Consider the following 17723-nt stretch of genomic DNA (forward strand, 5'->3'; position numbering starts at 1 on the left):
CGAGCGGATTGTTGCGCAAGCCGCATTGAGCGCCTCGTGCCGAACGGCGGAAGCAACGGGTCACCGCAGCTTCAACCGCTCCGTCGGCACCGTCATCGCGGCGACGCCCGCCATGACCAGCACCAGTCCCAGCGCCAGGTTCGAGGGCACGCTCTCGCCGAGCAGCAGCACGGAGAGGCCGACGCCGATCGGGATGCGCAAATAGCCTTGCGCGTTCGTCGTCAGCGTGCCGAGCCGTCCCAGGCACATGTAGAACAGCATCAGCCCCAACGCGCTGGAGACTATGCCCATGACAATGGTGGCTGTGATCGCGGTCGGCGTCGGGTGCAGCGTCCAGGGCTGGTCGACGATCAGCGAAGGCGGCAGCAGCACGAGGCCGCCGAACAGCAGCGAGCCGGCTGCCACCACCATCGGATCGTATTCGGACAGCCGCAGGCCGAAGATCGTGGCGCAGGCGAACGAGATGGTGGCGAGCAGGATGGCGATCTCGGCCACGATCTCGTTGCCGAAGCCGCGCAGCGCATCCAGGCCCACGATGACGATTGTGCCGGCGAGGCCGAGGAGCGCGCCCAAGAGCTTCAACAGCGTTGCCGGTTCGTGACGCGTGATCAGCGAGGTGATCAGGAAGGCGAAGATCGGCGTGGTCGAGGCCAGCACCACCGTGTTCGACGCCGGCACATATTGCTGCGACCAGGTGATGATCAGGAACGGAAAGGTCGAGTTGATCAATTGCTGGGTGGCGAACAACTTCCACGCCTTGGCGTCGGTCGGGATCCTGACGCCGCGCATCCACAGGATCGCGAACAGGAAGGCGGCCGCGATCAGCGAGCGCGCCGAGATGAAGGTCACGGGCGGGATCGTATCCAGCGCGAGCTTCGCCAGCGGATAGGTTGAACTCCAGCAGCAGGCCAGCGCGAACAGCAGCGCATAGTCGCGCCAGTTGCGCGCGCCTGTGGCGGGCATGGACGGCAATTGCGAGACTGTGGCCCGCCCCGTCGGCGATGTGCTCTGCGGCACCTTGATGTTGCTCCCCGGCGCGACAGCGCTGGACACAAGTCTGGGCGAGGGGGCGCCAAAAGGGAAGGCGGCGAGCTATGCGTTTGGCTGCGGTGCCGGCTTCCGCTTCACCCGCTTGATCGTACCGGAGAAGGTGAAGAGAGGCCGCCCGCCCGATATCAGCTTGCCGCGCAGGAAGATCAGCGAGCCGCCGGCGCGGGAGACCTCGCCGACGCATTCGATCAACTCGCCTTCGCGCGCCGCGTCGAGGAAGTCGCAGGCGAAATTGGTGGTCACCGCCGGCCCATCCAGTTCGTGGGTGGCGATCGCGAACAGGCAATAGTCGGCAAACGCCATGAAGCAGCCGCCATGGACGTTTCCGGAGCCGTTGAGGTGCTTTTTCTCGACCCGGAACGCCGAGCGGACGCTGCCGTCGTCCTCGATCTTGTGCCAGAACGGGCCGATATGGCTCTCAAAACTGTCACGAATCCAGGTTCGCCAGCCCTGGAATTCCCCATCGGTGGCGACGTGGAGGTCGGGGCGGCGAGGCGGGGGCGCTTTGGTCAATTCATGCAAGGAAATGGGCCTTCAATTGCGGGTCTTTTGTCCTTAAATCCGATCTGTCCGCGCTGTGCAATTCCTGTTCCCGCAGCCCCCGGCCGCAAAACGTGGGACAGCGGGAAAATGCGCCATAAAGGGCTTTTCCAAGCCGTCCGATGTTCCTAAGAACGGCCAACCGCCGTCGAAAGCCCAAATTCCATGAAGAACGAACCCAAGATCACCCCCGAGCTGATTGCCGCCCACGGGCTCAAGCCCGACGAGTATGAGCGCATTCTCAAGCTGATCGGGCGGGAGCCGACCTTCACCGAGCTCGGCATCTTCTCGGCGATGTGGAACGAGCACTGCTCGTACAAATCCTCGCGCCTCCATCTCAAGGGCTTGCCGACCAAGGCGCCCTGGGTGATCCAGGGCCCGGGCGAGAATGCCGGCGTGATCGACATCGGCGACGGCCAGGCCGTGGTCTTCAAGATGGAGAGCCACAACCACCCGAGCTACATCGAGCCTTACCAGGGCGCGACCACCGGTGTCGGTGGCATCTTGCGCGACGTTTTCACCATGGGCGCGCGGCCGATCGCCTGCCTCAACGCGCTGAGCTTTGGCGCACCGGAGCATGCCAGGACGCGGCATCTCGTCTCCGGTGTCGTCGCTGGCGTCGGCGGCTACGGCAACTCGTTCGGCGTGCCGACGGTCGGCGGCCAGGTCCGTTTCCACACCCGCTATGACGGCAACATTCTCGTCAACGCGATGGCGGTCGGCCTCGCCGATACCGACAAGATCTTCTATGCCGCCGCCTCCGGCGTGAACATGCCGATCGTCTATCTCGGCTCCAAGACCGGCCGCGACGGCATCCACGGCGCCTCGATGGCCTCGGCCGAGTTCGACGACAAGTCCGAAGAGAAGCGTCCGACCGTGCAGGTCGGCGATCCCTTTGCCGAAAAGCTGCTGTTAGAGGCTTGTCTCGAGATCATGGAGAAGGGCTGCGTCATCGCGATCCAGGACATGGGCGCGGCGGGCCTGACCTGTTCGGCGGTGGAGATGGGCGCCAAGGGCGACCTCGGCGTCGATCTCGATCTCGACGCGGTGCCGACGCGCGAGCTCGGCATGAGCGCCTACGAGATGATGCTCTCGGAGAGCCAGGAGCGCATGCTCATGGTGCTCAAGCCCGAGAAGGAGAAAGAGGCCGAGGCGATCTTCAAGAAGTGGGGCCTCGATTTCGCCGTGGTCGGCTACACCACGCCGAGCAAGCGCTTCGTGGTCAAGCATGGCGGTGACGTCATGGCCGATTTGCCGATCAAGGAGCTCGGCGACGAGGCGCCGCTCTATGATCGCCCGCATGTCCCCTCCGCCGCGCTGCCGGTCGTGCATGCGCGCGAGGTGGCGGCGCCGATGGGTCTCGGTGCCGCGCTCGAAAAGCTGATCGGCACGCCCGATATGTGCAGCAAGCGCTGGGTCTGGGAGCAGTACGACCACGTCATTCTCGGCAACACCATGCAGCGTCCCGGCGGCGATGCCGCGGTGGTGCGCGTGCAGGACGGCCCGAAGGGCTTGGCGCTGACCGTCGACGTGACGCCGCGCTATTGCGAGGCCGATCCGTTTGAAGGCGGCAAGCAGGCGGTGGCGGAAGCCTGGCGCAACATCACCGCGGTTGGCGGCAAGCCGCTTGCGATCACCGACAATCTCAATTTCGGCAATCCTGAGCGGCCCGAGATCATGGGCCAGTTCGTCGGCTGCCTGAAGGGCATCTCGGAAGCCTGCCGTACGCTCGACTTCCCGGTCGTGTCCGGCAACGTCTCGCTCTACAACGAGACCAACGGCCGCGCGATCTTGCCGACGCCCTCGATCGGCGGCGTCGGCCTGCTCGATGATTTCACCAAGTCCGCGTCGCTCGCCTTCAAGGCCGAAGGCGAGGCGATCCTCCTGATCGGCGAGACTCATGGCTGGCTCGGCCAGTCCGTTTACTTGCGCGACATCTGCGGTCGCGAGGAGGGCGCGCCGCCGCCGGTCGACCTCGCGGCTGAGAAGCGCAACGGCGACTGCGTGCGCGGCATGATCCATGCGGGCACCGCGACCGCCGTGCACGATCTGTCCGACGGGGGCCTGCTGATTGCGCTGGCCGAGATGGCGATGGCGGGCGGCATCGGCGCCAAACTGCTCGCGGCGCCGACCTCCTTGGTGCCTCAGGCCTATTGGTTCGGCGAGGACCAGGCGCGCTATCTCGTCACCGTGCCTGAAACCGAGGCCGGCCGCGTGCTCGCCAAGATGCGCGGCTGCGAGGTGCCCTGCGTGCGGATCGGCACCACCGGCGGCGACGCGATCGCGATCGCGGGCGAGGCGCCTGTAACGATCGAGGCGCTGCGGACCTCGTTCGAGCGCTGGCTGCCGGAATATATGGGCGGGAAGGCAGCCTGAGGGGCTGAACCGGTAGCCCGGTTGAGCGAAGCGATATCCGGGTCTTTGTCGTGAGGTTTCCCGGATATCGCTACGCTCATCCGGGCTACGGGTATCGCGCCTCACAACACGTGCGACGCTCCCGGAATCTTCCGTAAGGCCGCCGTCAGACCCCAGCTCAGGATCACCGTAAGCACGAAGCCGATCGCAGCCTTCACGATCGCCGGCAGGCTGTAGTCGAACAACGCGTACTGGATCCACAACGCGATCGGGTAGTGCACCAGGAAGATGCCGTAGGCATCCGCCTGCATGCGGTCGAGCAGGTTCGGGCCCGGCGACTTCTGGTGCAGGAAGAACGCGAGAATCGCGAGCAGGATCGAGCCTGAGAACAGCACGAAGAACGTACCGTAGATCGCCTGATACCAGTGCGGTTGTGGGTCGGGATTGCCGAGGATCTCGCGCTTGATGTAGATCATGCCCCACATCAGGCAGTAGGCGATCAGCGTGGCGATCACCCACAGCCAGCGCTGTTTCGGCAACTGCCCGCCGGCGCTGAGGATGCCGCGATCGAAGTTGGCCGCTCCAACGCTGACGCCGATAAAGAAATAGGCGAAGTAGAGCAGGATGCGGCTCGCCTGCACCGAGAACGGCCCGAGCTCGAACCATTTGCTGCCGCCGAAATAGAGCAGCGCCGGCACGTAGGCGATTGCCGTGACGACGACGAGCAGCAGCCAGAATACGGCCGGCTGGTCGAATCCGCGCAGCGACACCCGGTTGCCCGGGTCGACCAGACGCGCGGAGACCCGGTAGAGCAGGCTCGCGGTCAGGTCGAATGCCAGCAGCACCCACACGAACCAGATCGGGCCGCTCGGCCACGGGCCAACCGTGATCGTCTTCCACCAGAACGCCGTGAAGCTCAGCCCGGGATCGTGCCGCAGCGCGATCGCGTAATAGGCGAGCGGGATGACGGTGAACGCCGCGATCGCGAACGGCAGCCCGAGCCGCAACAGGCGGTCGCGGAGAAAAACTGACGGCGCCTTGCGCGCGATGCCCGGCCAGGTGAACAGTCCCGACAGGAAGAAGAACATTGCCATGAAGAAGCTGTCGGTGGCCAGCACGACCACGTCGAAACCGGCCCAGGACGCCGGATCGGTGTGCCCGAAATAGGTGTAGGGAATCACGGCGTGGTGCAGCAGCACCACCAGCGTCAGGAAGGTGCGGGCGCGATCGAGCGACAGATTGCGCGCCTTGGCCCTCGGCGCCGCGTGCGCCTCTGCCCCGATCGTCGCTGAATGTGACATCGTCATCGTGGCCGCCCCGGTCGCGCTTCGGTCCCGCCCGGACTTTGCCGCCGGGAACCGGATTCAGCAAGGGTCGTTTGGGACGCCCGCGGGTCCCTGAGACCGCCAGGAACCAGTTCCCTGCGACGAAGTTAGCGTTCGCCAAAAGGGCCTGAGGACCGCGGCAGGCGGTACAATTTCGGAGCTGGCGATGACGATCCTGAAATGGGCACTGATCTTCTTACTTGTCTCGATCGTAGCCGGCGTGCTCGGCTTCACCGGCATCTCGGCCGCCTCCGCCGACATCGCCCGCTTCCTGTTCTACGTGTTCGTCGCGATCTTCCTGGTGCTGCTGATCCTGGGGCTGACGATATTCAGGGCGTAGCGGGGCGCTGCCCACGCACACAGTCGTCATGCCCGGGCTTGAAGCTTCGCCGGCCCAACACCTATAGCCCGGCGAAGCCTCGGCGGAGCCGGGTCCCGGGCATCGACGTTGTTCTGTATCCGCGATTGCCCAAAAACGTGGATGGCCGGGACGAGCCCGGCCATGACGGAAGCAGCTACCCCAATTCCTCGATCTTCACCTTGTCCGGATAGAAGGCGAGATGGCTCGAAATCTCGGTCATCGCGGGAAAGGGGGCCTCATAGGTCCAGATCGCGTTGTCCAGTGTCTTGCCGTCCGCCTTGACGCTGTAATAGCTCGCATCCCCCTTGTAGGGGCAGTGGGTGACGCGGTCGGTGCGCTCTAGCAGCGCCATGTTGGCGTCCTGCCGCGGCACATATTGCACCGCCGGATATTTCGCCTCTTTCAGCGTCAGCGCTTTGGTGGTCTCGGCGATCACGATATCGCCGGCTGTGACGCGGACGCGCCGGGGATTTGGGGTGATGGTGATGGGGTGGTCGGGCCCTGGAAGCTTCATGATTTCACGCCTTTTTCGATCACTCTGCCGCGCGCGGCACTTTGTCGTGGCTTTATCCAGATCGGATCACCGATATAGTGCCGGAAGGCGTGACGTAGAAGGCCGTTCACGCTAAGTTTGGCCGCGCCGGAAGGTTGGCTTTGTAGAACCGGACCCCGGCAGCGATTCGACGACAAGACTGATTGCAGCCGAGACAGGAGCACGACCCGAATGCCAATGGACGCCCACGATATCGAGGCGATGATCAAGGCGGCGATCCCCGATGCCGAGGTGACCATCCGTGACCTCGCCGGGGACGGCGATCACTATGCCGCGACCGTGATCTCGGAGACCTTCCGCGGCAAGTCCCGCGTCCAGCAGCACCAGATCGTCTATCAGTCCCTCCGCGGCCAAATGGGCGGCGTGCTGCATGCGCTGGCGCTGCAAACCGGGGTGCCGGGCGCTTGATCTGATCGTGACGGGGGGATGACGATGGCTGCGGACAATCCGCGCGGCGCGATGTTTCGCGTCATCCTGCCAAACCAGCACAGCCGCGTCACCAATGCCGAGCTGTTCTTCGACCTGGTCTTCGTTTTCGCGATCACGCAGGTCTCGCACACACTGCTGCACCATTTCACGCCGCTCGGTGCCGTGCACGTCGCGGTGCTGTTTCTCGCGGTATGGTGGGTGTGGGTCTACACCGCCTGGGTCACCAACTGGCTCGATCCCGAGCTGACGCCGGTCCGGATCCTGCTCTTCCTGATGATGCTGGGCGGCCTCGTGCTGTCGACGACGATCCCGACCGCCTTCGAGGGGCGGGGCCTGTGGTTTGCGATCGCTTACGCAACGATGCAGGTCGGGCGCACCGCCTTCTGGATGTTTGCAACGCCGCGGCATCGAACTGCGGTCCGGCACAATGCGATCCGCATCCTGACGTGGCTCTCGGTCTCCGCGATCTTCTGGATCCTCGGCGGCCTCGCCCATGACGAGGCGCGGCTATGGTTCTGGATTGTGGCGCTGACGATCGAATATGTCTCGCCGGCGGTGCGCTTCTGGATCCCCAAGCTGGGCTTCTCGTCGGTCGAGGCCTGGGCCGTCGAAGGCGGCCACATGGCCGAGCGCTGCTCGCTGTTCGTCATCATCGCGCTTGGCGAGGCCGTTGTCGTCAACGGTGCGACGTTTGCCGAGCTTGACTGGACCGCTGACAACATTTCGGCCTTCGTCTCCGCGCTGGTCGGCAGCATCGCGATGTGGTGGGTCTATTTCCACAAGGGCGCCGAGGCCGGAGCCGAGCGCATCTCGAGATCCGCCGAATCCGGCCGCTTGGCGCGGCTCGCCTACACCTACCTGCATATGCCGATCGTCGCCGGCATCATCCTGACCGCGGTCTCCGACGAACTCGTGCTGAAGCATCCGGTGGGGCATTCAGATGTCAGGATCATCGTGAGCACGATCGGCGGGCCGCTGCTGTTCCTGGTCGGCACCATCCTGTTCAAGCACGCGATCCGCGGCTTCCTCCAGCTCTCGCACGGGATTGGCATCATCGCGCTCGCGGCACTGTGGTGGTTTGCCGCCGAACTGTCGCCGCTATGGCTGTCGGTCGCCGCGACGGTGATCATGATCGTTGTTGCGGTATGGGAGTCGGTTTCGCTGGGATCGACGCCGGAAGAAGCCGAGGAGCATTGAGCCGCCGCCATTGGCGCCGGAGCGCTTACTCCGCCACCTCCAGCGCGTGCACTGAGAACATCTTCGCCGCATCCGTCCAGCTCTCGCGCACCCGCCAACCCGCGCCTTGCGCCAGCGTCGCGAAGCGCTCGATGCTGTATTTGTAGCTGTTCTCGGTGTGGATGCTCTCGCCGGCGCGGAACGAAAAGCTGGTGCCGAGCAGGCGCACGGTCTGGCTCTTCTTGCTGATCAGGTGCATCTCGATGCGGTGCCGCTCGCGATTGTAGATCGCGCGATGGGTGAAGGCGGAAAGGTCGAAATTGCCGCCGAGCTCGCGGTTGATCCGCACCAGCACATTGAGATTGAAGCGAGCGGTGACGCCGGCGGCATCGTTATAGGCGTCGTGGAGCAGGCGCTCCTCCTTCTCGAGATCGGCGCCGATGATCATCTGCGCGCCGCGGCCCAGAATGGCGCGTGCGCTCTTCAGGAAGGCCTGCGCTTCATGCGGTTCGAAATTGCCGATGGTCGAGCCTGGGAAGAACCCGACCTTGGGCATGGTCGCCACCGCCTTGGGCAGCTCGAACGGCGTGGTGAAGTCGGCCGCCACCGGGTAGATGCCGAGTGACGGAAAATCCCGCTTCAGTCCGTTTGCCTGCGCCGTCAGGAAGTCGCCGGAGATGTCGACGGGCACATAGGCCGCGAACTTGCAGTGGTTGAGCAGCAGGCGGACCTTTGTGGTCGCGCCTGCGCCGAATTCGACGAGGGCCGCGTGCTCCGGAATGATTTTCGCGATCTCGCTGCCGCGCTCCTTCAGGATCGCTAGCTCCGTGCGCGTCGGGTAATATTCCGGCAGCCGCGTGATGGCCTCGAACAATTCAGATCCGGCCGCATCGTAGAAATATTTCGGCGACAGCTTTTTAGGCTGCTGCGACAGGTCCTCGATGGCCTCGCGGGCAAAGGCGGTGGTCTGTTCGTCGGGAAGATGGGCTTCGGCCAAGGCGCTAGCGTGCACATTCATGATACTCTCCTGAACGCGCTGTCCGGCGCGCATTTGTCGTCGGATGAGAATTTTACTCGTAGTCGGCGAGCCGCAGTCCCGTGAATTGCCAGCGGTGGTGCGGATAGAAGAAGTTGCGATAGGTGATACGGCTGTGCCCCTCCGGAGTTGCAAGCGAAGAGCCGCGCAGCACCAGCTGGTTGACCATGAACTTGCCGTTGTATTCGCCGAGCGCGCCTTCGATCGCGCGATAGCCGGGATAGGGCGAGTAGGACGATCGCGTCCACTGCCAGACGATGCCGAAGGCATCGTTGAGCTGGCCCGAGCGGGCCGCGACCTCCCATTCCATCTCGGTCGGCAGATGTTTTCCGGCCCAGCGCGCAAAGGCGTCAGCCTCGTAATAGCTGACGTGGCAGACGGGCGCGTCGGGATCGACCGGCTTGAGGCCGGCCAGCGTCATCACATGCCATTGGCCGTCGATCTCGCGCCAATGACCGGGGCAGTCCCAGCCCTCGTTGTTCACGGCCGCAAAACCGTCCATCAGCCACAGCGTTGCGGTCCGGTAGCCCCCGTCACGCATGAAGGCGAGCCATTCGCGATTGGTGACGAGATTGCGTGCGAGCTTGACCGGGCCGACGAGGGCGCGGTGCGCCGGCTTCTCGTTGTCGAAATGAAAACTATCATCGACGTGACCGACGGTGTGGATGCCTTCGTTCAGCGTCAGCCAATCCTCGCTGGCCGGCGTCGCGGCCGGGAAGCGCCAGTCCGGATCATAGGCCGGCGGGATCGGGTTCTGCGCGAAGGCGTGCAGGATGTCGGTGAACATCAATTCCTGATGTTGCTGCTCGTGATTGAGGCCGACCTCGACCAGCGGCGCGATCTCGCGAAGCTTGTCCTCGCCGGCGTCGCGGAAGAATTTCACGACGGCAGCGTCGACATGTTTTCGATAAGCGCCGACCTGATCGGCGCTCGGACGGGTGATGTCGCCGCGGTGATTGCGGGAATGGCGCGGACCGGCGCTGACGTAATAGGAATTGAACAGGAAGGCGAAGTCAGGGTGAAAGGGCCGGTAGCCCGCACAGTGCTCGCCGAGCACGAACTGCTCCCAGAACCACGTGGTGTGCGCCCTGTGCCATTTCGTCGGGCTCGCATCCGGCATGGACTGGATCTGCTGGTCCTCCGGCGACAGTGGCGCGGCCCGGCGCTCCGTCTCGTCGCGAACGGCGAGAAACGCGTCTTCCAGCCTCTGGGCAAGGCCGCCCAAATCGACCGACAGTGACGGAGCGGGGGCCGGAGCGGAGGCTTGTTTCGTCACGTTTTTCTCCAGACAGGACAAGAGAACGTTGTTGGTGTGGACGGGTTCCAAAACGCCGGGTTCGTCCTAGATAGGGGCTCCGTGACGGTATGAAAGTCCTCCCTGACGATGATATTCGTGGCATCATGCAATGGGCCGGTGCAGCCGAGAGCGGTCCACAAGAGGCAGCTCGCCGCCATTTTACTTTGGATGCACAACGGTTTGGGCTACATATATACCCAGGTATCGGGTTAGATCGGCGGAGCCAGCCCGAAGCAATTGGAGTGGGCTCCGCCCCATAAGGACACGGATATGAGCATCGAGGAATTCATCGCCAACGAAGTGAAGTCGAACGACGTGGTTCTGTTCATGAAGGGCACACCGCAATTTCCGCAGTGCGGGTTCTCCGGCCAGGTCGTCCAGATCCTCGACCACATCGGCGTCGGCTATAAGGGCCTCAACGTTCTCGAATCCGCCGAACTGCGCAACGGCATCAAGGACTATTCGAACTGGCCGACCATTCCGCAGCTCTATGTGAAGGGCGAGTTCGTCGGCGGCTGCGACATTGTCCGCGAGATGTTCCAAGCCGGTGAATTGCAGCAGCTCTTCTCCGAAAAGGGCGTCGCTGTCGCGGCCTGATACGTGACCCAGCTGACGCGCCGGATCGGCGGCGCGGAGCTCAAGGTCATCGTTGCTGACATCACCACGCTGAGCGTTGACGCCATCGTCAACGCGGCCAACACGTCGCTCCTGGGTGGGGGCGGCGTGGATGGCGCGATCCATCGGGCGGCCGGGCCCGAGCTTCTAGCCGCGTGCCGGAAGCTCGGAGGATGCCCGACCGGCGATGCCAAGATCACGAAGGGCTACCTTCTCCCTGCGCGTCATGTCATCCATGCAGTCGGTCCGGTCTGGCACGGCGGCACTCGCGGTGAGGCAGAGGCGCTGGGCTCCTGTTATCGCCGTGCGCTTGAGCTCTGCGGGGCCAATCAGCTGACCTCCGTGGCGTTCTCCGCGATTTCGACCGGGGTTTACGGCTTTCCAGCCGACCAGGCCGCGAAGATTGCGGTCCATGCGACCATTGAGGCCCTGCCGGCCGCGCCGTTGGTCGTCGACGTCATATTTTGCTGTTTCTCGGAAAAGAGCGCGGCTCTGCACGCGGACGCTTTGGCGCGGTACGGCGGCCCTTGTGCCTGATGACGTGGTCGGTACACTCCGCCGGGCCATGTTCCGGGGAGGGGATATGATTTCACAATCTGGACTGCGCGCGCTGGTCTGCGCCGCGCTTGTATCGTTGGGTACGATGTCGTTCGCGCGGGCGGAGGGCACCTACGAGATTCCGGCCGGCGCGCATTTCAATCCGGACAAGCTCGCGAGGATCACCGAGTTCTTCAAGAACGAGGTCGCGACCGGCAAGATCGCAGGGGCAAACGTCCTCATCAAGCAACATGGCAAGCCCGTCTACCACGAAGTCTTCGGCGTGCAGGACGCGGTCAGCAAGGCGCCGATCACCGACAAGACGATCTTCCGCCTGTTCTCGATGAGCAAGGCGATCACTTCCGTCGTCGCAGTGAAGTTGATCGAGGAAGGTACGATCAAGCTCGACGATCCCGTCTCGAAATACATTCCCTCCTTCGCCAATGTGAAAGTCGGCGTCGAGAAGAAGGCCGAGGACGGCACCAAGTCGCTCGAGCTCGTGCCGCCCGACCGGCCGATGACGGTGCGCGATTTGATGACGCACACCTCGGGCGTCACCTACGGCTTCTATGGCGACAGCCTGGTCCGCAAGGCCTATCGCGACGCCAACATCTATGCCGGCGATTTCGACCTCGCGGAGTTCGCCGAGCGCATCGCAAAACTGCCGCTGCACAACCAGCCGGGCGCGCTGTGGCAATACGGCCATTCCACCGACATCCTGGCGCGGGTCATGGAAGTCGCGGCCGGCAAGCCGCTCATCGAGATCGAACGGGAGAAGCTGCTCGACCCGCTCGGCATGGTCGACACCGGCTTCTTCGTCACCGATCCCGAGAAGCAGAAGCTGCTGGCGCAGCCGGTCCCGAACGACAGCGATTTCCGGGTCGGGCGGATCAACGATCCGACGGTCGTCAAGAAGATCCAGTTCGCCAGCGGCGGTATGGTCACGACCATGGCCGATTATGAGCGCTTTACGCAGATGCTGCTCCAGGGCGGCAATCTCGACGGCAAGACGATGCTCAAGCCCGAGACGTTCAAGCTGATGGTGACTGACCAGATCGGCCCCAAGTCGGGCGTCGATCGCGATTATTTTTATTTCCCCGGCGACGGTTTTGGTTTCGGTCTCGGACTTGCGGTGCGCACCGACCGCGGCAACGCAAAACCGCCGCCGCCCGGCGATCTCGGCGAATTGAAATGGGATGGCGCCTCCGGCTGCTATTTCGTGGTCGACCCCAAGCAGGACATGTTCTTCGTGCTGCTGGAGCAGACCCCGACCGAGCGCCAGCGCGTGCAGCGAACATTGAAGCAGCTGGTTTATGAAGCGATGGAGAATTGACATGTTCGGGCGCCGCGCATTGATCGCGGCGCTCGTCCTTCTCGCCGGCGGCATCGTTGCGAAGGCAGGTTCCGAGAGACCTGCCGTCCACACGCTCTCGCCCGCGGGGCTGGCGAAGGTTTCCGACTACATCCGCAACGAGGTCGCCACCGGCAAGATCCCCGGAGCCATCCTGCTGCTTCAGCAGCACGGCAAGCCGGTCTATTATCAGAATTTCGGCGTCCGCGACGTCGCGACCGAGTTATCGATGAGCGCGGACACGATCTTCCGCCTCTATTCGATGTCGAAGCCGGTTACCTCAGTCATGGCGATGATGCTGGTTGAGGAGGGCAAGCTGTCGCTCGACGATCCCGTCTCGAAATACATTCCGGCCTTCGCCGGCATGAAGGTCGGCATCGAGAAGAAGGCCGAGGACGGCAAAGTCGCCCTAGTGCTGGAGCCGCTGGAGCGACCCATCACGATCAAGGATCTGCTGCGCCACACCTCGGGGCTGCCTTACGGCTATTACGGCGGCGGCATGGTGCGCGAGCTCTACGCGGACGCCAATCTCTTCAACAGCGATCTGACCAACGCCGAATTCGCCGCCAAGATCGCCACGCTGCCGCTTGTCGAGCAGCCCGGCACGGTGTGGGATTACGGCTATTCCACCGACGTGCTCGGCCGCGTCGTCGAAATCATCGCGGGAAAGACGCTGCTGCACTTCGAGAAGGAGCGGCTGCTCGATCCGCTCGGCATGACCGAGACGGCTTTCTTCGTCGCCGATCCCGCCAAATTCCCGCGCATCGCCGAGCCGATGCCGGAGGATAGCAACATCAATCCGACGACGCAGATCCGCGACATCAGGCGGCCTGCGACCTGGGAATCGGGCGGCGGCGGCATGGTCGGTACGATCGGCGACTATGCCCGCTTCGCCCAGATGCTGCTGAATGGCGGCACCTATGACGGCCGACGCTATCTCAAACGGGAGACCATTGCGCTGATGGCCTCGGATCATATCGGTCCGGAGACGAAGATCGCGCGCGACCAGAACTATTATCCGGGCGGGTCTTCAGGCTTCGGCCTCGGCTTGGCCGTGCGCACCTCGGTGCCTCCTGGAACAACGTGGCCGCTTGGCGAATATCGCTGGGACGGCGTCGGCGGCACGTTCTTCTTCATCGATCCCGAGGACGATCTGTTCGGGATCTTCATGGTGCAGACCCCGACGCAGCGCGGCCGGATTCAACTGGCGCTGAAGACGCTGATCTACCAGGCGACGGGGCGGTGATTACGCTCCGCGCACGATCTCGCGGATATATCCGATCGTCTCCTCGACCTGGCTCGCATTGACGTCGAGATGCGTGCAGGCGCGGATGCGGCCATCCATCATCGCAAGCGTCACGCCGCGCTGGCGCAGCGCCGCGACCATCTTGTCGCCGGGAATGCCGGTACCATCGGGCTTGAAGAACACCAGGTTGGTTTCGGGCTCCTGCACCTCGATGCCTGCGATCTGCGACAGTCCGCGGGCGAGCGCGCGCGCGTTGGCGTGATCGTCGGCGAGCCGATCGACATGATGGTCGAGCGCGTAGATGCAAGCCGCCGCGCAGATTCCGGCCTGTCGCATCGAGCCGCCGAGGCGCTGCTTCCACTGCCAGACCGCATCGATGAAGGCGCGCGAGCCCGCGAGCACGCCTCCGATCGGCGCGCCCAAGCCCTTCGAAAAGTCGATCCAGGCCGAATCCCACCCCACGGTCATGTCGCGCGGAGAGATGCCGCTCGCAACTGTGGCATTGAGCAGGCGCGCGCCGTCCATGTGGGTGACGAGGCCATGTTGTTTCGCGATCGCGACGATCTCGTCGAGCGCGGCCTTCTTCCAGACCGTACCGCCGCCGATATTGGCGGTCTGCTCGACGCTGACCACCGTCTGCGGCGGCTGGTAGCGGGTACGCGGATGCAGCGCTCTGCGAAAGGTCTCCGGCGTGAACTGGCCGTCGGGTCCCTTCAGCTGCGTGACCTGGAAGCCGCCGACCGCGGCATGCGCGCCGCCTTCACGCGCGATGATGTGCGCGCTCTCATGGGCGAGGATCTCGTCGCCGGGGCGGCAATGCACCAGCGTCGCTGTGACGTTGCACATCGTGCCTGACGGCATGTACACCGCGGCTTCCTTGCCGAGCAGCTCGGCCACGCGCTCGCACAGGGCGTTCACGGTCGGATCGTCGCCGACCTGCTCGTCGCCGACCTCCGCCCGCGCCATCGCCTCGCGCATCGCAGGTGTCGGCTTTGTCTGCGTATCCGAGAGCAGATTGATGCGCACCGGCGGCGCCTTGGGATCGATCGGGGGAGGGGTAAAGAGCATGCGACGCCTCCTGAAGGTAAACGGCCACTGAAGTGTGGCTCTTTAAGCAAAAAAGGCCCCGGCGAACCGGGGCCTTTCGATATTCAGATCTTAGCGCGAATAGAATTCGACGACCAGATGCGGCTCCATCTGCACCGGGAACGGCACGTCGGAGAGGTGCGGGATGCGAATGTATTTCGCGGTCATCTTGCCATGGTCGACTTCGAGATAGTCGGGGGTGTCACGCTCGGAGAGCTGGCTGGCTTCGAGGACGTGGGCGAGCTGCTTGGAGGCTTCCTTGACCTCGATCACGTCGCCGAGCTTGACCAGATAGCTCGAGATGTTGACCTTGCGGCCGTTCACCTTAACGTGGCCGTGGTTGATGAACTGGCGCGCGGCGAAGATCGTCGAGACGAACTTGGCGCGGTACACAACCGCGTCGAGACGGCGCTCGAGCAAGCCGATCAGGTTCTCGCCGGTGTCACCCTTGAGGCGGCTGGCCTCGACGTAGATGCTGTGGAACTGACGCTCGGAGATGTTGGCGTAATAGCCCTTCAGCTTCTGCTTGGCGCGGAGCTGCACGCCGAAGTCGGAGAGCTTGCCCTTGCGGCGTTGGCCGTGCTGGCCGGGGCCGTATTCGCGGCGGTTCACGGGGCTCTTTGGGCGGCCCCAGATGTTCTGGCCCATACGGCGATCGAGCTTGTACTTCGCCTCACTGCGCTTAGTCATCGCGTCCTCTTCAGGTACTTGGTTTGAGGAAACGCGCCCTCCTGTGTGACGGGCTAGCCCGGCACTGACAGGTCCGATCCCAAAGCTTAAGGGACAGGACCACGGGTCGCGAAACGCTTCGCGGGCCGAAATCGGCCCGCGAGCAAGCGGCTTTTAGGGGGATTTGGGGCTCGCTGTCAATGCGAATGGCCCGGAATCACGTTCCGACTGCCCGGATCGGCTTCGACCCGGCCGCACGCAATTCGGCAGCGATTTCAGTGTTCAGGACCTGTTCCAGCCGGGTCAGGACGCGGGCGATCGGGGCGGCGTCGGTGACCCGGTGATCCCAGCGGATCACGACATGGATGGTCTGGTCAGGCCCGACCACCCCATAGCTGACGATGAAGGGGCCGGGCGTGATCGGGTGAAGCTCGCCACCGCCATAGGCGGCCACCGAGCTCACCGCGAAGCTGCCGAACCAGTTGCCGCGTTGCCGGCCGAAATTCAGCCCGATCGCCCAAGACAGCCGCCGCAACGGCAGCGGCAGGCGGGTCGCCCGCATGATCTTGCGAAACATGGGAATTTCGTCGATCGGGGCGGTCTTGGCGTGCCGGATCTCGGCGTCGACCGCAGCCAGCGTCATGGCCTCGGGCGCCGCGATTCGCTGCGGGATCACGCATTCCTCGCCGCCCTCGACCCGGGCAATGGCCACCGACGCCACGCTCTTCGGCAGCTCGTAAAGCGACGGCCAGGGCCATTTGGCATAGACGGTACGCAGGACCGGCTCGTCCCTGGCGACGAGGGCAAAAGCCTTGACGAACATGGCGGCCCAGCCGGCTGGCGCCATCGCGCCCGCGCGGGCCTCCAGCAGAGGGCCAATATCGAGCGAACGGGACAGGGACACGAAGGGCACGCCCATCGAGGCGTGCATGAGGTCGATAATCAGCAGACGCGGCAGCGAAATGGTCTTGGGCGTCCCGCGCATCGCTCTTTGGTTTCCCCTGATTAAAGTTTGTGCAGCGAGCGGGGTTCCCGCTCGCCGCCTGCTCTAGCACGAACCAACCCGCGTGCGGCCGGTCGGTTCGCCGCATCAGGGCGCCGGCGAGGCCAGCGGCTTGGTCTTGTCGACGACATAAACCCCAAGCACTTTCATAGCCTTATCGCCGTGGGCTTTGGCGTCATGCACGACGCCCGCCGGGATCTGGTAGGAATCGCCGGCTTTCAGCGTCTTTTCCGGCTGCCCGTCGATGAGGAGATTGAGTTCGCCTTCGAGCACGTAGCCGGTCTCGACGCCCGGATGGGTATGGCGTCCGGCCGCGCCGCCCGCCGGGACTTCCGCGATGGCCGTGATGGTGTTGTAGCCATCGGGAAACTCGACCTTCTGGAGCGGGGTGCGCTTGATGCCGGGCTGCTGGGCGAAGGCCGCAACAGCGAGGCCGGTGAAGGCGAGAGCGAGCAAAGTCTTTTTGAGCATGGTTTTTCCTCCCTGGAACGACTGAGCCTAGCAGCGCCGCGGTTCCCGGCAAGACTCAATGGCTAGCGCTTGATCCCCTCGAACGCTGCCATGATGCCGCGCTGGAATAGCGACCAGTCGAAGCCGAGCGCGATCGCGCGGTAGCCGCGGTCGACCAGCTGGTTGGCCTGATCTGCGGTCCGCGCCACGCCGCCGATCGGCACACCGCTTCTGAGGATGCCGGCCTCGGCCCGCGCCACCAGCTCCAGCAATTCCGGATCGTCCATCTGGCCGCGCTTGTTGATGGAGGTGGCGAGATCGCCGGGGCCGATCACAGCGACGTCGATGCCGGGCGTGGCCATGATCTCGTCGATGCGGTTGACGGCGTCGACGTGCTCGATCGTGATCATGCAGATCATCTCGTCGTCGGCGCTGGCCATGTAGTCCGGCATCGATTGGCCCCAGCGGAATGGCGCATGGAACGGACCCCAGAGCCGATCTCCGCGTGGCGGATAGCGCACGCTGCGCACCGCTTTCTCGGCCTCCGCGCGATTGGTGATCATCGGGAAATTGATGCCGAAGGCGCCGATGTCCATCGGCGCCTTCGCAAGCCATGGCTCGTTCGCCGCGATCCGCACCAGCGG

19 protein-coding genes are annotated in these 17723 nt (G+C 64.1%); 8 read left to right on the forward strand and 11 right to left on the reverse strand.

The features are described from left to right. Positions 1 to 60 precede the first annotated feature (60 nt). Both IVB32_RS15490 and IVB32_RS15495 read right to left on the reverse strand, forming a co-directional pair. Positions 61 to 1017 carry a DMT family transporter gene (locus tag IVB32_RS15490; RefSeq protein ID WP_247297270.1) on the reverse strand — a complete coding sequence of 319 codons (957 nt, stop codon included), beginning with the start codon at positions 1015 to 1017 and terminating at the stop codon, positions 61 to 63. A gap of 75 nt (positions 1018 to 1092) precedes the next feature. Next, the gene (locus IVB32_RS15495) at positions 1093 to 1572 is read right to left on the reverse strand and encodes a PaaI family thioesterase (protein WP_085384292.1); all 480 of its coding nucleotides are present in this window, start codon (positions 1570 to 1572) and stop codon (positions 1093 to 1095) included. A gap of 183 nt (positions 1573 to 1755) precedes the next feature. On the opposite strand from IVB32_RS15495, the gene purL reads away from it, so the two are divergent. After that, a complete protein-coding gene (purL, locus tag IVB32_RS15500; RefSeq protein WP_247297271.1) occupies positions 1756 to 3966 on the forward strand; it encodes a phosphoribosylformylglycinamidine synthase subunit PurL in 2211 nt (736 codons plus the stop codon). Positions 3967 to 4067: 101 nt separating this feature from the next. Here the strand turns inward: purL and IVB32_RS15505 are convergent, their stop codons facing one another. After that, on the reverse strand, positions 4068 to 5246 hold the full coding sequence (locus tag IVB32_RS15505; protein WP_085349361.1) for an acyltransferase: 1179 nt from the start codon (positions 5244 to 5246) through the stop codon (positions 4068 to 4070). Positions 5247 to 5436: 190 nt separating this feature from the next. Here IVB32_RS15505 and IVB32_RS15510 point away from each other — a divergent pair, with 190 nt between their 5' ends. Continuing rightward, the gene (locus IVB32_RS15510) at positions 5437 to 5610 is read left to right on the forward strand and encodes a DUF1328 domain-containing protein (RefSeq protein WP_007602280.1); all 174 of its coding nucleotides are present in this window, start codon (positions 5437 to 5439) and stop codon (positions 5608 to 5610) included. A 175-nt stretch (positions 5611 to 5785) separates the two neighbouring features. On the opposite strand, the gene IVB32_RS15515 is transcribed toward IVB32_RS15510, so the two are convergent. Further along, a complete protein-coding gene (locus IVB32_RS15515; protein WP_247297272.1) occupies positions 5786 to 6145 on the reverse strand; it encodes a DUF427 domain-containing protein in 360 nt (119 codons plus the stop codon). Positions 6146 to 6355: 210 nt separating this feature from the next. Between IVB32_RS15515 and IVB32_RS15520 the strand changes: the two genes are divergently transcribed. Next, positions 6356 to 6592 (forward strand): BolA family transcriptional regulator, encoded by a 237-nt coding sequence (locus tag IVB32_RS15520; RefSeq protein ID WP_007602284.1) that lies wholly within the window; start codon positions 6356 to 6358, stop codon positions 6590 to 6592. 24 nt (positions 6593 to 6616) lie between these two features. After that, positions 6617 to 7810: a low temperature requirement protein A gene (locus IVB32_RS15525; RefSeq protein WP_026232969.1), complete on the forward strand. Its 1194-nt coding sequence runs from the start codon at positions 6617 to 6619 to the stop codon at positions 7808 to 7810. Between the two features lie 25 nt (positions 7811 to 7835). On the opposite strand, the gene egtD is transcribed toward IVB32_RS15525, so the two are convergent. Together egtD and egtB are read right to left on the reverse strand one after the other, a co-directional pair. Next, the gene (gene egtD, locus IVB32_RS15530) at positions 7836 to 8807 is read right to left on the reverse strand and encodes an L-histidine N(alpha)-methyltransferase (RefSeq protein ID WP_085384329.1); all 972 of its coding nucleotides are present in this window, start codon (positions 8805 to 8807) and stop codon (positions 7836 to 7838) included. Between the two features lie 52 nt (positions 8808 to 8859). Continuing rightward, entirely contained in the window at positions 8860 to 10152 is a 1293-nt protein-coding gene (egtB, locus tag IVB32_RS15535; protein ID WP_162496424.1) for an ergothioneine biosynthesis protein EgtB, read from the reverse strand. A gap of 240 nt (positions 10153 to 10392) precedes the next feature. Between egtB and grxD the strand changes: the two genes are divergently transcribed. Genes grxD through IVB32_RS15555 form a run of 4 tightly spaced genes read left to right on the forward strand, consistent with a single transcriptional unit; the run spans position 10393 to position 13871 of the window. After that, a complete protein-coding gene (grxD, locus tag IVB32_RS15540; protein WP_007602294.1) occupies positions 10393 to 10719 on the forward strand; it encodes a Grx4 family monothiol glutaredoxin in 327 nt (108 codons plus the stop codon). 3 nt (positions 10720 to 10722) lie between these two features. Next, on the forward strand, positions 10723 to 11274 hold the full coding sequence (locus IVB32_RS15545; protein WP_018455537.1) for an O-acetyl-ADP-ribose deacetylase: 552 nt from the start codon (positions 10723 to 10725) through the stop codon (positions 11272 to 11274). Positions 11275 to 11320: 46 nt separating this feature from the next. Then, complete coding sequence (locus IVB32_RS15550) at positions 11321 to 12607, forward strand: serine hydrolase domain-containing protein (RefSeq protein ID WP_247368150.1); 1287 nt, start codon at positions 11321 to 11323, stop codon at positions 12605 to 12607. A gap of 1 nt (position 12608) precedes the next feature. Next, positions 12609 to 13871 (forward strand): serine hydrolase domain-containing protein, encoded by a 1263-nt coding sequence (locus IVB32_RS15555; protein WP_247410697.1) that lies wholly within the window; start codon positions 12609 to 12611, stop codon positions 13869 to 13871. On the opposite strand, the gene IVB32_RS15560 is transcribed toward IVB32_RS15555, so the two are convergent. From IVB32_RS15560 to IVB32_RS15580, 5 genes are all read right to left on the reverse strand, one after another. Continuing rightward, positions 13872 to 14939: a threonine aldolase family protein gene (locus IVB32_RS15560; RefSeq protein ID WP_247368146.1), complete on the reverse strand. Its 1068-nt coding sequence runs from the start codon at positions 14937 to 14939 to the stop codon at positions 13872 to 13874. It abuts the gene before it with no gap. Positions 14940 to 15029: 90 nt separating this feature from the next. Beyond that, the gene (rpsD, locus tag IVB32_RS15565; RefSeq protein ID WP_204511654.1) at positions 15030 to 15647 is read right to left on the reverse strand and encodes a 30S ribosomal protein S4; all 618 of its coding nucleotides are present in this window, start codon (positions 15645 to 15647) and stop codon (positions 15030 to 15032) included. 196 nt (positions 15648 to 15843) lie between these two features. Further along, complete coding sequence (locus IVB32_RS15570; RefSeq protein ID WP_247368144.1) at positions 15844 to 16611, reverse strand: acyltransferase; 768 nt, start codon at positions 16609 to 16611, stop codon at positions 15844 to 15846. A gap of 105 nt (positions 16612 to 16716) precedes the next feature. Continuing rightward, a complete protein-coding gene (locus IVB32_RS15575; protein WP_247368142.1) occupies positions 16717 to 17100 on the reverse strand; it encodes a cupin domain-containing protein in 384 nt (127 codons plus the stop codon). A 62-nt stretch (positions 17101 to 17162) separates the two neighbouring features. Continuing rightward, on the reverse strand, positions 17163 to 17723 hold a 561-nt coding region (locus IVB32_RS15580; protein WP_247410700.1), incomplete at its 5' end, for an aldolase/citrate lyase family protein.

This window comes from Bradyrhizobium sp. 23 (assembly GCF_023073295.1).
GTDB classification, from domain to species: Bacteria; Pseudomonadota; Alphaproteobacteria; order Rhizobiales; family Xanthobacteraceae; genus Bradyrhizobium; species Bradyrhizobium canariense_D.

Bases quoted from the DNA above. Each gene is read 5' to 3' on its own strand.
- IVB32_RS15520 (WP_007602284.1), top strand. From the start codon at position 6,356: ATGCCAATGGACGCCCACGATATCGAGGCGATGATCAAGGCGGCGATC.
- IVB32_RS15555 (WP_247410697.1), top strand. From the start codon at position 12,609: ATGTTCGGGCGCCGCGCATTGATCGCGGCGCTCGTCCTTCTCGCCGGC.
- purL (WP_247297271.1), top strand. From the start codon at position 1,756: ATGAAGAACGAACCCAAGATCACCCCCGAGCTGATTGCCGCCCACGGG.
- rpsD (WP_204511654.1), bottom strand. From the start codon at position 15,647: ATGACTAAGCGCAGTGAGGCGAAGTACAAGCTCGATCGCCGTATGGGC.
- IVB32_RS15525 (WP_026232969.1), top strand. From the start codon at position 6,617: ATGGCTGCGGACAATCCGCGCGGCGCGATGTTTCGCGTCATCCTGCCA.
- IVB32_RS15550 (WP_247368150.1), top strand. From the start codon at position 11,321: ATGATTTCACAATCTGGACTGCGCGCGCTGGTCTGCGCCGCGCTTGTA.
- egtD (WP_085384329.1), bottom strand. From the start codon at position 8,807: ATGAATGTGCACGCTAGCGCCTTGGCCGAAGCCCATCTTCCCGACGAA.
- IVB32_RS15560 (WP_247368146.1), bottom strand. From the start codon at position 14,939: ATGCTCTTTACCCCTCCCCCGATCGATCCCAAGGCGCCGCCGGTGCGC.
- grxD (WP_007602294.1), top strand. From the start codon at position 10,393: ATGAGCATCGAGGAATTCATCGCCAACGAAGTGAAGTCGAACGACGTG.
- IVB32_RS15510 (WP_007602280.1), top strand. From the start codon at position 5,437: ATGACGATCCTGAAATGGGCACTGATCTTCTTACTTGTCTCGATCGTA.
- IVB32_RS15515 (WP_247297272.1), bottom strand. From the start codon at position 6,145: ATGAAGCTTCCAGGGCCCGACCACCCCATCACCATCACCCCAAATCCC.
- IVB32_RS15570 (WP_247368144.1), bottom strand. From the start codon at position 16,611: ATGCGCGGGACGCCCAAGACCATTTCGCTGCCGCGTCTGCTGATTATC.
- IVB32_RS15505 (WP_085349361.1), bottom strand. From the start codon at position 5,246: ATGTCACATTCAGCGACGATCGGGGCAGAGGCGCACGCGGCGCCGAGG.
- IVB32_RS15575 (WP_247368142.1), bottom strand. From the start codon at position 17,100: ATGCTCAAAAAGACTTTGCTCGCTCTCGCCTTCACCGGCCTCGCTGTT.